The organism is Chryseobacterium jejuense (assembly GCF_017877355.1).
Classification (GTDB): Bacteria; Bacteroidota; Bacteroidia; order Flavobacteriales; family Weeksellaceae; genus Chryseobacterium; species Chryseobacterium jejuense_A.
In genome coordinates this window covers 618,244-633,363 of the sequence record NZ_JAGIPR010000002.1, presented here as the reverse complement: position 1 = coordinate 633,363, position 15,120 = coordinate 618,244, and the positions used below count along the sequence as shown (strand labels likewise).

At 35.5% G+C, this 15,120-nt stretch carries 13 protein-coding genes; 7 read left to right on the top strand and 6 right to left on the bottom strand.

What is annotated here, in order from left to right; all coding sequences use genetic code 11:
* The first annotated feature begins 133 nt into the window (after positions 1-133).
* From pnuC to J2772_RS06585, 5 genes are all read left to right on the top strand, one after another.
* Positions 134-805, top strand: coding sequence for a nicotinamide riboside transporter PnuC (pnuC, locus tag J2772_RS06605; protein WP_209914702.1), 672 nt, complete (start codon positions 134-136; stop codon positions 803-805).
* A gap of 4 nt (positions 806-809) precedes the next feature.
* Complete coding sequence (locus J2772_RS06600; protein ID WP_209914699.1) at positions 810-1,463, top strand: hypothetical protein; 654 nt, start codon at positions 810-812, stop codon at positions 1,461-1,463.
* A 104-nt stretch (positions 1,464-1,567) separates the two neighbouring features.
* Complete coding sequence (gene dapF / locus J2772_RS06595) at positions 1,568-2,335, top strand: diaminopimelate epimerase (protein WP_209914696.1); 768 nt, start codon at positions 1,568-1,570, stop codon at positions 2,333-2,335.
* 31 nt (positions 2,336-2,366) lie between these two features.
* Positions 2,367-3,392, top strand: coding sequence for an endolytic transglycosylase MltG (gene mltG / locus J2772_RS06590; protein ID WP_209914695.1), 1,026 nt, complete (start codon positions 2,367-2,369; stop codon positions 3,390-3,392).
* A 132-nt stretch (positions 3,393-3,524) separates the two neighbouring features.
* On the top strand, positions 3,525-6,110 hold the full coding sequence (locus J2772_RS06585; RefSeq protein ID WP_209914691.1) for a TonB-dependent receptor domain-containing protein: 2,586 nt from the start codon (positions 3,525-3,527) through the stop codon (positions 6,108-6,110).
* A gap of 44 nt (positions 6,111-6,154) precedes the next feature.
* On the opposite strand, the gene J2772_RS06580 is transcribed toward J2772_RS06585, so the two are convergent.
* The 5 genes from J2772_RS06580 to J2772_RS06560 are packed head-to-tail and all read right to left on the bottom strand — an operon-like array spanning position 6,155 to position 10,001.
* Positions 6,155-6,607 (bottom strand): adenylyltransferase/cytidyltransferase family protein, encoded by a 453-nt coding sequence (locus J2772_RS06580; protein ID WP_209914688.1) that lies wholly within the window; start codon positions 6,605-6,607, stop codon positions 6,155-6,157.
* Positions 6,608-6,620: 13 nt separating this feature from the next.
* Positions 6,621-7,385 (bottom strand): methyltransferase domain-containing protein, encoded by a 765-nt coding sequence (locus J2772_RS06575; RefSeq protein ID WP_209914686.1) that lies wholly within the window; start codon positions 7,383-7,385, stop codon positions 6,621-6,623.
* A 19-nt stretch (positions 7,386-7,404) separates the two neighbouring features.
* Positions 7,405-8,424: a UDP-glucose 4-epimerase GalE gene (gene galE, locus J2772_RS06570; protein WP_209914683.1), complete on the bottom strand. Its 1,020-nt coding sequence runs from the start codon at positions 8,422-8,424 to the stop codon at positions 7,405-7,407.
* A gap of 3 nt (positions 8,425-8,427) precedes the next feature.
* A complete protein-coding gene (locus tag J2772_RS06565; protein ID WP_209914680.1) occupies positions 8,428-8,877 on the bottom strand; it encodes a hypothetical protein in 450 nt (149 codons plus the stop codon).
* Positions 8,877-10,001 (bottom strand): DegT/DnrJ/EryC1/StrS family aminotransferase, encoded by a 1,125-nt coding sequence (locus tag J2772_RS06560; RefSeq protein WP_209914678.1) that lies wholly within the window; start codon positions 9,999-10,001, stop codon positions 8,877-8,879. Before J2772_RS06560 ends, J2772_RS06565 begins: the two co-directional genes overlap by 1 nt.
* An 87-nt stretch (positions 10,002-10,088) precedes the next feature.
* On the opposite strand from J2772_RS06560, the gene J2772_RS06555 reads away from it, so the two are divergent.
* On the top strand, positions 10,089-11,693 hold the full coding sequence (locus J2772_RS06555) for a S8 family peptidase (RefSeq protein WP_209914675.1): 1,605 nt from the start codon (positions 10,089-10,091) through the stop codon (positions 11,691-11,693).
* Positions 11,694-11,755: 62 nt separating this feature from the next.
* On the opposite strand, the gene J2772_RS06550 is transcribed toward J2772_RS06555, so the two are convergent.
* The gene (locus tag J2772_RS06550) at positions 11,756-14,290 is read right to left on the bottom strand and encodes a phosphoenolpyruvate carboxylase (RefSeq protein WP_209914671.1); all 2,535 of its coding nucleotides are present in this window, start codon (positions 14,288-14,290) and stop codon (positions 11,756-11,758) included.
* Between the two features lie 227 nt (positions 14,291-14,517).
* On the opposite strand from J2772_RS06550, the gene J2772_RS06545 reads away from it, so the two are divergent.
* On the top strand, positions 14,518-15,084 hold the full coding sequence (locus tag J2772_RS06545) for a Crp/Fnr family transcriptional regulator (RefSeq protein ID WP_209914668.1): 567 nt from the start codon (positions 14,518-14,520) through the stop codon (positions 15,082-15,084).
* The last annotated feature ends 36 nt before the right edge of the window (positions 15,085-15,120 follow it).

Genomic DNA, 15,120 nt, shown 5'->3' with positions numbered 1-15,120 from the left:
TAAAAAATTTAGGAACTCCCACGTTTATCGTTAAACTTTCATCATTTATTTTACATTAAAGCCTTTAAAAACCTGAACAACACATTATTTAATCCATTTTAAAAAGTCCATATTTTTGCTTATTTTTGATCGCATGAATTTATATGATCTTTTTGTAAAACCTTATGAAAGCTACGATTCTTTACAGATTATGCTGGAAGCGTCAGGTGCTATTTTCGGAACTTTGAGCGTATATTTTTCCATTAAAAAAAATATATGGGTATACCCTACCGGCATTATTTCAACCCTGATCTATGTATATATTCTTTTCAATTTCGGGTTACTGGGAGATTGCCTGATTAATGTATACTATACGATAATGAGCGTCTATGGCTGGATTTTGTGGGCCAAAAATTCTGAAGATCGTATCCATGTAGATGTTACCTGGGCTACTCAAAAGGAATGGAACTACGCCATTATTCTTTTTATTTTAAGTCTGGGACTGGTTACTCTTATTTATTATTATAAACCTTATATTGACAATCATTTTTCAATGGAAGGTACCAACTTCGGATTATATCATTTGGATTGGGCCAATTGGATGGATGTTTTTACCACTTCAATATTTTTAGTAGGAATGTGGTTTATGGCCAAACAGCGCATTGAAAACTGGATTTTCTGGATTATCGGAGATATTATTTGCATTCCTATGATGATTTTTAAGGGTCTTGGTATCACTTCGGTTCAATATTTGGTATTTACTATAATGGCTATCCTAGGATACCTTAGTTGGAAAAAAAGTTTTAAAGAAAAAAAAGTACAATAAAGTTATGAAAAATTTATTAAAAATAGCAGTTAGTATCTTTGCTATAAGCACTTTAACATCTTGCCTTGCCTATACAGATGGTTATGGCAGTAATGGTTATGGTGACCCATATTATAACAATGGTTATTACTATGCCCCTTCCGGATATTATGGTAGTGGCGGATATTATGGTAATGACGGCTATTATTATAGAAACAACGTTAATTACTACTATGATAATGGTATTCCTTACTATTATGACACTTATAATAACTCCAGAAGAAAAGTATATGTAGAAAGAAAAACTACAGTTACTTCACAGAGACCTAATAATGGCTTCCGTAATAATGGTGATTCATATAATAACGGAAGATATAATAACAATGACCGAAATTCTAAAAATACCAGCAGTGGTGGGTTCAGAAACTCAAACAACGGTTATCAGGGAAATCAGAATAACCAAAGCAACGGCGGGTTCAGAAATCAGAACAACACCTTTGAAAACAGAGGAACAAACTCTGGTGGGTTCAGAAGTTCAGGAAACACAAACACCGGAAGAGTTGAATCATCATCAAATGGTGGATTCAGAAGTGGTTCCAGCAGCAGCCCAAGCTCGAGTTCTAACTCCAATTCAAACTCAGGTTCAGTCAGACAACAAAGCAGCGGTGGCTTTAGATAAAATGATTATAAATAACAATTATAAATAAGAAAACGAACAGTTAACACTGTTCGTTTTTCGTTTTAATATATTAATTTTGTTTCTTCATTTAGACAAAAAACAATATGGAATTTTATAAATATCAGGGAACGGGAAATGATTTTGTAATGGTAGATAACCGTGACCTTCAGTTTCCTAAAGACAAAAACACCATTGAAAAACTATGTGACAGACGTTTCGGAATAGGTGCCGACGGGCTTATCCTTCTGGAAAACGATCCTGGTTATGATTTTAAAATGGTATACTATAATTCTGATGGCGGAGAAAGCACCATGTGTGGAAATGGCGGAAGATGTCTTGTAGCTTTTGCTTTTTTCCTTGACGTTTTTGAAGATAGATGTAAGTTTATTGCCATAGATGGTGAACATGAAGCAGAAATTCACAACGGGATCATTAAACTAAAAATGATTGATGTAGACACCATTTCACATGATGGAAATGATGCTGTTCTAAATACCGGCTCTCCTCATTACGTACAATATGTAGAAAATATTGCCGATTATGACGTTTATACCCAAGGGCATGCCATTAGAAATTCGGAAAATTATAAAGAAAAAGGGATTAATGTCAACTTTGTAGAAAAAATTTCGGACAATGAGATTTTTGTAAGAACCTATGAACGAGGCGTTGAGGATGAAACTTACAGTTGTGGAACAGGAGTTACGGCTTCTGCTTTAACTTTTCTTCAAAAAGACAATCTAACTTCTGTAAAAGTTAAAACTTTAGGTGGAAATCTTAAGGTATATGCTGAAAAAAGTGGTGATTCTTTCTGTAACATCTGGCTGGAAGGTCCTGCAAAGCAAGTTTTTAAAGGTAAGGTAGAGCTTCTTTAAAATCAAAAACTTTTAATCAATAATATTAGGAATGAAAAAAGCTATTCTCATTATCATTCTGCTTGTTTTTGTAGTAGCAGGATTTTTTGGATTGAGATTTTATAATAAATATTTTGGAAACAATGTAGAAAAGGACGGTTATGTTTTGATCCCTCATAAGGCAAACTTTAATCAGATCATGGATTCTATTGCTCCCTACATCAAAGACCGTGAATCTTTTGAAGTGGTAGCTAAAGATAAAGGCCTTGCTGCTAATTTTAAAGCAGGACGTTATCATATCCAAAGTGGAAAAGGAAATACAGACCTTGTTAATATGATTAAAGCTGGTAACCAAACAGCAAATTCATTCAGAATCGGAGATTTTGGAGATATGTACCAGATGATTGGAAAGGTTACCAAAAAAACAGAATTGGATTCTCTTCATTTTGTACATGATCTGGATCTGGTGGCACAACAAAAAGGATATAAAGACATTGAAGATCTAAAGAAATATTTCTTCATTGATACTTATAATTTTTTCTGGACTGTAAGCCCAAGAGAATTTTTTGCAAAATTTGAAGATCAGTACAATGAGTTCTGGACCAGTGAAAGAAAAAATAAAGAACAGCAATTAGGGCTTTCAAGAGAACAAATTTATGCCCTTGCATCCATTGTATATAAAGAATCGGGAGGAAAAAAGGATGAAATGAAAACCATTGCCGGTTTATATTTAAACCGTTACAGAAAAGGAATGAAACTTCAGTCTGACCCAACTGTAATTTATGCAATCAATAAGCAGACGAACTTTAAAGAATCAATTAAAAGAGTATTATATAAACATCTGTCTACTCCATCTCCATATAATACCTACGCTAATGCAGGAATTCCTCCGGGACCAATTTGTGTGGTGGATAAAAACTCAGTAGATGCGGTTTTAAATGCAGAAAATAATAATTATATATTTATGTGTGCAGATCCTGCAAGATTTGGATACCATAAGTTTACGGCAAGTGCGGAAGAGCATGCTGTAAATGCAAAAGCTTATCAGGATTGGCTGAATTCAAAAAACATAAAATAGGCTTAGCGGACACCCATATTTTATAGATCAAAAAAACAATAAATAAATCATAACATTTTGAAAATCAAATAAATATTAATTTTCAAAATGTTAAGGGTTATCCTTTCACGATTTTATACAAAAAAATAACCTATGAAGAATAAGACAGAAATTGTCAATATTTTTACCAGAAAAACACTAGGACTTACTTTAGTACTCTCGGCTGCTGCTATGGCTTTTGCCCAGGAGAAGGCTGATGTTTCAGGAACCATTGTCAATAAGAAGAACCAGCCGGTACCCTATGCCTCTGTAACCTTTAGTAATAAAGCTAACAAATCATTAAGCGATGCTGTATTGACGGATGAAAAAGGACAATATAAATTACAGCTTACTCCCGGAAGTTATGACATTACCGTAGAGGCTATTGATTACAAAAAAAATGTTGTCAGCAAAAATATTGCAGCAGCAGGTAATATCGGAGCATTATCTATTGAGGCAGAAACTACTTCTACTATTGACGGCAAAACCAATGAAATACAGGGCGTTGTTATCACAGCTTCATCAACCAAAGCTTATAAAGTAGAACTTGACAAAAAAACTTATGATCCTTCACAGGATATTGTAAGTAAAGGAGGAAACCTTCAGGATGTTTTAACCAATGTGCCTTCAGTTTCTGTAGATACGGACGGAACGGTTTCTATGAGAGGAAATTCCAACGTAAAATTTTTGATTAACGGAAAGCCATCTTCTCTTCTTGGAATAGATGATGGAGCCAATGCTCTGCAAAGTATTCCGGCTGATCAGATAGAAAGAATTGAGGTAATCACCAACCCTTCTTCCAAATTTGAAGCAAGTGGAACAGCAGGTATTCTGAATATTATTCTTAAAAAGGATAAAAAGATGGGCTTCAATGGTACTATAACCGGGACGCTAGGTTACCTTCCAAGAACCAATCTAAATGCCAATCTTAATTGGAGAAAAGGTAACTGGACATGGTTCCTGAATGGTGGTGGCGGCTATCAGAAAAACGAAAGCACCATGAAGAATACCACTACGAGAAAGGATGACATCAGTAGTTTGTCTTCTGATGCGTTCCCTTTTACACAGTATTCTCAACAAAATGGTAAAACGACAAGAGAAAGTGACACTTACAATGTTACAGCAGGTTTTACCCATGATTTCAGCGATAAGACTTCCATCAACTTCTCCGGAATGATCAGAAGCTTTGATACTGACCAAACAGGGCTTAATGCTTATAACGAAAGACTATACACTAGCTCTTCTTCTGGTGTAATTAATGTTTTAAGAGATAGAAACAGCTATGGAAACAATAAAAACCTGGCTACTCAGTTAGACTTTGGAATTGATCAGAAAATTGGAGATAACGGACAATTATTATCAGCATCTGCAAGTTACCAGACGAACAAAACAGATGGAGCTAACCAAATTGTTCAAAGAACATTCGTTCAAAATATTTTACAACCAAACGGCGTTATTAATAATGTAATCACAGATTCTAAAACTGATACATTCATCGGAAAAATAGATTATGAACTTCCGATAGGAGAAAAGTCTAAATTAGAATCTGGAGCGCGTTATGATTATAACAGAAATACCTACAATTATTTTGTAGATCAAAGTGATAACGGGCAGCCTGCATATACTAGGTATGATTTCACAAGTAACACAGTATATTCTGAAAAGATTTTGGGTGTTTATGCACAGTTTAAAAGTAAAATCGGAGAAAAATTTGCTTATCAGCTAGGATTAAGAAGTGAAACTTCAAAAATTGATGTTAACTTTCAAAATTATGATTTAAATGGAAATCCGGCAAATACTCCGGAAGTCAATAAAAACTATACTAAGTTTTTCCCATCTGTATTTTTAAGCTATGATCTGGCTAAGAACAATCAGATCTTGTTAAATTATTCAAGAAGAATCAACCGTCCGAGAGCTTTTTCTTTGATTCCTTTTATGTCTTTTGATGATGACAGAAACTATTTCAGAGGAAATCCCAACTTAAACCCAACCTACGAAAACTCTTTCGAGCTAGGATATAACCTTTCTAATAAAAAGATTACTTTCAATCCTACTTTATATTTCAGAAAGTCTGAAGACGAGCAAAACAGATATCAGTATATAGATCAGACAGGTGCAGTGAATACAATTCCTTTCAACGTAGGTACAGAAACTAATTACGGTTTGGATCTGAATGGAACTTATGATCCATTCAACTGGTGGAAAATAATGCTTTCTGCCGACCTTTACGGGTATAAAAATACTGGAAGCTATAACTTATTCCCTGATAATCCAAAAACCTTAAATGACTTCTCAGGTACCGGTTTCTCTTATAGACTACGTTTTAACAATACCTTCAAGCCTACAAAGACCCTAAGCTTACAAATTCAAAGTTTCTACAGAGCTGCAGAGAAAACAGCTATGAACAATCGTAAAGCGATGTATGGTGTAGATTTAGGGATAAGCCAGACGATCTGGAAAGGAAATGGAATTATCGGATTCAATATCAGAGATATATTTAATACAAGAAAGATGAAAAACTTCTCTGATAACGCTCAGTTTACCAGAGAAATGGAGATGCAGTGGCAGCCGAGACAATTCGCACTGTCTTTCACTTACAAATTTAAGCAGGGTGAAAAGGTTGATGCCAAACCAAAGATTAAAAAAGATATTAACTCCAATACTAAAGGAGATGACGAACAGGGCGGCGGTCCAATGTAATACAAAAAAAACCCGAAATTTAAATTTCGGGTTTTTTATTCTTTTTATTTTACAGTTTCAGTTCTTTCAGCTTTTTCTTTTTCAGCTTCGTAGATTCTTTTTCTTAAGTCGCTGGTGGAAAACCTATGATCTCTTTTGTTGTAAAAGATCTCAATTCCTTTTTCTTCACAGTATTGCTTACCTGTAAAATCTCTGTCTATATAATCATCACCAATGATTCTTATATCAATTACAAAAGATTTTAAAATATCCAACAAATCTTCTTCTGTGTAGTAAGGAATAATTTCATCTACTGCATTTACAGCTTTTAGCTGAATATAGCGCTCCACAATTGTCTGGCTTGGCTTGTTTTTATTTGGTCTGTCGTGAGATGGGTCAATCTGCAGTCCAACAATCAGATAATCGCACACTGTTTTTGCTTCTTCAAGCATTTTGATATGTCCTGCATGTAATAAATCAAATGAGGAAAATGTAATACCTATTCTTTGTGTCTTCATATTAATGTTAAAATTAAAACTTCGCCGAAATAAATGTTCTTTTAAAAGGATAAAAGACCGGTGATTCAGGGAAGATATTTTGTAATTGTTGTTTATAATTGTTTTTAAATTCTTCTTTCATTTCATCAGGAAGCTTTTCTATATAAGGAAGCATCGCTGTTCCGGAAGCCCAGATAAATACTGCTTGTGCATCTTCAAGAACATGAGGGAATACTTTCTCAAATACAGTAATCTCCTTTCCTTTATTCTCAAATAATATCCGGGCATATTCTTCAATTGTCAAAACAGCATATTCTCTTTCCCATCCATTATAAGCACTTTTAAAAGGTTCTGTACCTGCCACTTTTCTAAGGAGCTGATGTACCACATATTCGTGATTAGAGGGAATCTGTACTGCTAATTGTCCACCTTCTTTAATTTTACTGATAATTCTGGGAAAAAGTTCTTTATGGTTACTGCACCATTGGATGGCAGCATTGGAAATTATCAAATCATAAGTATCTCCCAAATGAAGCTGCTCTTCAATACTTCTTTTTTCAAAGGTCAACCTGCTTGTTTTGAACTGAGCTGCCTTTTGAAGCATTTCTTCAGAAGAATCTATTCCTAAAACCTTTGAATCTTCCAAATAATCTAAAAGTTTTGAGGTAAGCTCTCCGGTTCCGCATCCCAGATCTATAACAGATATTCCCGTTCTTGATTCTACAAGCTTTAACAGATCAAAAAAAGGCGCTGAACGCTCTTCTTTAAATTGGTCATATACTTCAGGATTCCAAGCCATAATGATTGAATTTATGAATTTAGTTTCTCGAATTGAGATATTCTTGCCATTCCCAAACGGTCTTTAAAGACTCTTCTAAAGATGTGCCAGACTTCCAGCCAAGCTCTCTTTCTGCTTTGGAAGGATCTGCATAAGCAATTGTAATATCACCTTCTCTCCTATCACAGATCTGGTAAGAAACTTCTACGTTATTAGCTTTTTCAAATGCTTTCACCACTTCCAAAACGGATGATCCTCTTCCTGTTCCCAGGTTATAAGTATCAATCACAGCTTCACCAGATTGGTCTTCTATGAGTTTTTTCAAGGCTGCTACGTGAGCCTTAGCCAGGTCTACAACATAGATATAATCACGAACAGCTGTTCCATCTTCGGTTGGATAATCATCTCCCCAGATACTTAGTTTCTCACGAACTCCTGCAGCAGTTTGCATTACATAAGGAACAAGGTTATTAGGGATTCCTATTGGCAACTCTCCAAGTTTTGCAGACGGATGTGCACCAATTGGGTTAAAATATCTTAACAAAGAGATTTTACGATTATATGCCTTAGCAAAATCGATAAGGATCTCCTCACCCATTTGCTTGGTCTTCCCATAAACGCTTTCAGGCATTTTTAATGGCGTATTTTCATCAATCGGCATTACCTCTGCCTGTCCGTATACAGTACATGAAGAGCTGAAAATAAAGTTTGAGATTTCTCTTTCTTTAAACTCCTGTAGGATATTAATAAGAGAAAATAAATTATTTTCATAATAATCTACAGGTTTTACCTGGCTCTCTCCTACCGCTTTAAAAGCTGCAAAATTAATACAGCCATCAATGGTATGGGCATCAAAAACCTGAGCAAGAAGTTCTTTACGCTTCAGATCAAAAGGATAAAAAACAGGCTTCTTACCTGTAATTTCCTCAATATTATTTAAAATAAACCTTTCCGAATTGGACAGATCGTCTACAATAACAACTTCAAAGCCATTATTAAGCAGTTCTACAACGGTATGAGAACCAATATATCCAAGTCCTCCTGTAACAAGTATCGCCATTTTTTAATCTTCGTGTTTTCCTATATTTTCTATTTCAAGATCAGTTTTCATTCCTTTAAACCTATATTTTCTGACAATGATAAGCCATAATCCGAAAATCAGCAGGTATATCCCAAGTGATAAAAGATAATCTGACTGAGGCAAACCATCCTTGGTTTTTCCTTCAGATATAACAATCCAAAGTACCGAACCTAAAAAGTTTGTAATAACTAATATTAATAGTATTGAATAAGTTAAAACTGCAAGTCTGTGTTTCCTTATTAAAAAATACAGCGGAATGGGAGAAAATACTCCTATCAAAACAATTAATATTAGAGGAATGATATCCTTAGGATCAATCTCAGGACTTATCAATATGGAATAGGAATAGGCAAGATAAAAGAACGATATTATTCCATTGATCAAAATAGCCAGCCAATACACTAATCCATATTGAAAAATCTTTTTTTTCATTATTTCATAAATTCAAGTACAGCGTCTGTAATATACTTCAACTGTTCTTCGTCTAATTCCGTATGCATTGGTAAAGAGATTACCTGATCCAAAAGCTTATCTGTATTCACAAAATCAGCAGCGTTGCTCTCCTGGAAATACGCTTTTTGCTTTCTTAATGCTACCGGATAGTAGATCATTGCAGGAATTTCCTTTTCTGTAAGGAACTTCTGAAGTTCATTTCTCTTACCGTTCAGAATTCTCAGTGTATACTGGTGGAATACGTGAGTAGAACTCTCAGATCTCTGTGGAGTTAAAATATGTTCATTACCAGCGAATGCCTCATCATAATAATCAGCTGCTTTTCTTCTCGCCTCATTGTATGAATCCAGGTGTGGTAATTTTTTTCTTAACACTGCAGCCTGAATACTATCCAAACGAGAATTTACTCCAACCTCATCATGATAATATCTTTCGTACATTCCATGGTTTACAATTCCTCTTAAGCGGTGTGCCAGCTCGTCATTGTTGGTAAAAATAGCACCTCCGTCCCCATAGCATCCAAGGTTTTTGGAAGGGAAGAAAGAGGTTGTTCCTACGGTTGCCATTGTTCCGGCATATTTTGTAGTTCCGTCAGAGAATGTATATTCTGCACCAATTGCCTGTGCATTGTCTTCAATTACGTATAAATTATGCTCTTCAGCAATTTTAAGGATTTCTTCCATGTTCGCACACTGTCCGAATAAATGTACAGGAATAATAGCCTTTGTTTTTGGTGTAATTGCTTTTCTTAAAGCTTCTGTTGAAATTGTAAATGTATCATAGTCAACATCTACCAAAACAGACTTCAATTTAAGCAGATGAATCACCTCTACTGTTGCAGCAAAAGTGAAATCAGCAGTAATGATTTCGTCTCCCTCCTTCAAATCCAACGCCATAAGAGCAATCTGTAATGCATCAGTTCCATTAGCACATGGAATAACATGTTTTACGTCTAAATAAGACTCCAATTCATTCTGGAAAGACTTTACTTCAGGACCGTTGATAAAAGCTGCGGAATCCATTACATTTAAAACTGCATTGTCTACATCATTCTTTATTTTGTAATACTGACTTTGCAAGTCAACCATCTGAATTTTTTTCATAAATAAATTATTTCTGTAAAAATAAGGATTTTAAAATCCTATCAAAAATTTTATTGATTTTGTTTTTATCTTTATACAAAAATTTATATGAAAAAAATTTTACTCTTTTGTTTCCTAACAGGTTACTCCTATACCTTTGCACAAACTCAGCTTGTTTTTGTGTTTTTTAAGGATAAGCCTAATAAAGCTGCATTTTTTGCCAATCCTCTTTCTGAGCTTAGTCAAAAATCACTTGACAGACGAACTACATTAGGGATATCGCTTAATGACCAGGATGCTCCTATAGAACAATCCTATATACAAAATCTTCAGAATCTGGGATTTACTGTCACCGATTATTCTAAATGGCTTAATGGAGCTGCGGTAAATGCAACTCCTGCTCAAATTACTCTTTTACAAACACAGCCTTTTGTTTTGTCTGTAGAAAGTTTTGCCCGAAACGGAGCTCCTACCGTACAGCCAGCACCTGTCAATAAATGGAAAATGCCTACAAATACTCAAAAGATTCTTACCACTTTTGAATATGGTACTGGTACAGCGCAGATAGACCAAAGCAATATTAGACCTCTTCATCTGGCCGGCTATACCGGAACCGGAGTTTCTATTGCCGTTATTGACACCGGATTTCCTACCGTAAATACCGGAGATGCTTTTCTAAGATTACGAAATAATAACAAAATAAAAGGAGGTTATGACTTTGTCACTAAATCTACTGACATTTACAACCCTTCTCTGAATGCCCATGGAACAACCGTTTTAGGTGTTATAGGTGGCTATCTCGAAAATGTATTTGTAGGTTCAGCTCCTGATGCAGATTTTTATCTGTACCGCAGTGAAAATACAACGGCTGAAATTCCGGAAGAAGAACTCTATTGGATTGAAGCAGCTGAAGAAGCAGACAGAAAAGGCGTAGAAATCATCACCACATCACTTGGATATAATGTTTTTGATAATCCAATATACAATTACACTTATGCTAACCTGAACGGAAACACCTCTTTTATTGCAAGAGGAGCAGGAATTGCTGCAGAAAAAGGGATTTTTGTTCTTGCTGCCGCAGGAAATTCCGGAACTGGTTCTTGGCATTATCTTCTTACCCCTTCAGACAATGCTAAAGTGTTTACCATTGGCGCTGTAGATTCTTCAGGGAATTCTTCTACTTTTTCATCTTATGGTCCTAACTCACTTGGAGTTGTTAAACCGGACGGAAGTACACGGGGAACTGCGACAGCAACGGTTTTAGGGAATACCACCTATTCAACTAACGGAACTTCCCTTGCTACTCCCATTGCCGCTGGTGGAGTTGCCTGTCTTCTTCAGGCATTTCCTATCATGAACAGAGACCAGCTTAAATCCAAACTAAGACAAACAGCTTCATTATATCCTAACCATACAGATCAGATGGGATATGGTATTCTTAATTTCGGAAGCCTATATAACAGTGTATTAAATACGTCTGAAGTTGTTAAAAAAGAAAAATTTGCTCTGTTTCCTAACCCTGTTAAAAATATCCTGAATATTGCTTCAGAAAACGAGATCAACTCACTGGAAATTTACGATAATCTGGGAAGGCTGATAAGAAAAGTAGACCATCAAAAATCTGTAAAGATTGATGATTTTGCAAAAGGAGTATATTACCTCAAAATCCTCTCAAAAGATAAAGTTTACTATGAAAAGTTCATTAAAGAATAAAAAGTGGCAGCCTCAAATGAGGCTGCCACTTTTTATTCAAGTTATCTATGAGTTTATTTCTTTTAAGCTGAATTCCTGCTCGCATTAATATTTCCGAATAATGATCTTGTCACTAATTTTTCATAGGCTTCTTTATTTCCCTCTCCTTTCTGAATTTTCATCAGTGCATATTGCTGAATACTTAGCAATGGGAGAACAATTTTTTCACGGATTTTTACAGATTTTCTGGATAACGGGTCTTCTTCCTGAAGCATTTTGAACCCGGTAAGCTCCAGCATGATATCTCTTGAAAGTTCATATTCACTGAAAAGAATATTCCAGAAGGCTCCAAACTTAGGATTCTTTTTAATGTAGTAAGTCAATGGGAAATAAGACTTGTTCATACTCATCATGGAGTTCAGCACTAAGGTTTTAAAGAAGTCTGATCCTTTATACAATTCTCTTACTTCTTCAAATCTACCCTGCTCCTTCATCTGCTGCATTGCGTAGCCAAACCCAAAAAATCCAGGAACGTTCTGCTTCAATTGCGACCATGACCCTACAAACGGGATGGCTCTTAAGTCTTCAAACTTCAGTTCATTTCCGTTTCCTCTTTTGGATGGACGGCTTCCGATATTGGTTTTACCATAATATTCCAGGGTACTCATTTCCTGTAAATAAGGAACAAACATTGGATGCGCCTTCAAATCTGAATATTTCTGATAACTGATATTTGCCAGTTCAATAATTAAAGCTCTTTCTTTATCTGTAAGGTCTTTTTTAGCATTTTTAAATACATCATTTTCTACTCCGGCTGTCAAAAGCTGTTCAAAATTGTATTTTGCCTGTTCTTTATTTCCAAAGATACTTGTAATTGTTTGTCCCTGAATGGTAAGCTCAATTTTATTATTGGCAATCGTTTTTCCCTGGGAAGCATAAAAATCGTGGGTTTTGCCACCACCTCTTGCAGGAGGTCCGCCTCTACCATCGAAAAACACAACTTTGATATTATTTTGTTCTGAAAGTTTTGTCAGCACTTCTTTAGCCTTATAAATTTCCCAGTTGGCTTTTAAATAACCACCATCCTTAGTTCCATCAGAGAAGCCCAACATAATAGTTTGTTGGTTTCCTCTTCTTTCAAGATGTTTTTTATAAACAGGATTCTGATACAGCTCATTCATCACATGTTCTGCATTATCAAGCCCTTCCATGGTTTCAAAAAGCGGTACAATATCCATATTGATGTCTTCATCCTGATATCCACAGATCTTAAAGAAAGCATAAACGTTCATTACATCTTTCACCGCATCGGAATTGGAGATGATATAGCGGTTCATTCCTCTCAACCCATTTAAATTCTGAATTTCAGAGACCTGAGACACTGTTAACAATGTATCTTTTACAATGTCTTCAAAATCATTTGCATTTACAGGGCCTGAAACCTTAATCAGCTTATTGAATTTCTGTTCGTAATCCGCTTCTTCACTTCCATAAACTTTTGCAAAAACCTCATCAATTACTTTCTGGTGAATTCTGCTGTCCTGGCGGATATCCAATGTCGCAAAATGAGTTCCGAAAATCTTCACACGATCCCTGAAATTAACCAAAAGATCTAAAAACAGTGCATTATGCTCATTCACTAATATTTTTTCAGCCTCGTCGGTTTTCTTTAAAATATCTTCGGCTGTGATGGTTTTACCGTCAAAAATAGCAGCATACAATTCCTCACTCAACGCTGTCAGTACTTCTGAAACTCCTCTGAAGCTTAACCTTCTTCTGATGAATTTCAAGTGACTGTAATAAGATTTCAGAATGGCTGAACGAAGCTCCTCTGCTACTCTTTTGGTAACATCTGCTGTTACAAAGGGGTTTCCGTCACGATCTCCTCCCGGCCAGAAGCCAAGCTGGATAATATCTTCATGCAGATGAAAATTTCCATTTCCAAAAGTTTTTTTAATCTTGGTAAATAACTCACCGATTGTATCGTAATACACATATCTCAGGTAGGAAATAATACTCAAAGCCTCGTCAATAGGAGTTGGTTTTTCTTTGTTTACAAAAGGGGTTTTTCCTAACTGCTGTAAAAGGGTATCAATCTGGGTAACAGAATCACTTGTAATGGCTCCTCTGAGATCCTGGATAATTCTCTGTACTGAACTTGGGTAAAACTGAGTGGGGTGAGCTGTAAACACTACCTTCACACTGAAATCCTTTAGCTTTTCCCGTACTTTTTCAATTTTATGATCCTGGAAGGAACGTTCAAAGAGATTGGTAACAGTTCCGCCATCACTTTCTGAATGCAGATTCGGAAACGCTGCATCTTCGATACTATCAAATAAAACCACCTGTCTTTCTATATACTGGATGATTTTAAAAAGCAGTTCAAGTTTCTGTTCTTCAGTCTGAAGATCGGTATGGTTTTTAAAGAATTCTTCAACAATTTCTTCGGGTGTTTTGCCGCCTTCGTAGCCGGTTTTGCTTTCCTCATAAAGAAAAGGAAGCAGCATCCCAATATTAGTCATTTTATCATAAGGCAGGCTCATAAATAATGAATTGTAGATCTGGAATTTATTTTCCACGATCTGCCTGAATTTTTCTGCGCGTTGGTCGTGTCTCATAATAACAAATGTAAGTGATTTTGGAATTAGTTGAATTGATAAATGACAAAAAATAAAAACTTTATTGTAACCTGAAAAATAAAAATAATAAGGGGGATTATATCCTGTTTTAACATAAAAAGTTAGGCGCTCCATACATCATTCCTATCGATATCCTCAATTAAACATTTCGTAACTTTGCCCTTTGATTTATTCTTGAATAAGAGATTACATTAAAATTTTCGAATATGGGTTACATGAGAGAATATTATGAGCAAATCGTAAAGCTACAGGAATCTGAGTGGGAATTTATCGCAGGATATTTCCGCAGAAAAGTGTATGCTAAAAACGATATCATTACCCAGCAGGGCGATACGGAAAACTATCTGTCTTTCATAGAATCCGGACTGGTAAGGTTTTATATTCCTGATGATGAACATGGTTATACTTTCAGCTTTAGTTTTGAAAAGGAATTCACCTGTGCCTATGATTCTTTTCTTACCCAAACTCCCTCTGAATATGAGATGCAGGCATTAACCGAGACCGTAGTATGGCAAATCTCATATAACGACTTACAGAAAATTTACAGCCAGACGAATGTAGGAAATCATTTAGGACGTTTTGCATCTGAGAAACTGTTTCTTGCCAAGAGCAAAAGAGAACTTTCTTTATTGAAATTTACTGCAAAAGAACGTTATTTAAAATTATTTACTGAGCAACCTGAGCTATTACAGCGTGTTCCCCTGAAATATATTGCTTCTTATATCGGAATTACTCCACAAGCTTTAAGCAGAATCCGCAGGCAGATTAATTAACATAGGTTCATTGTATATCTGTTCTCTTCAGCTGAA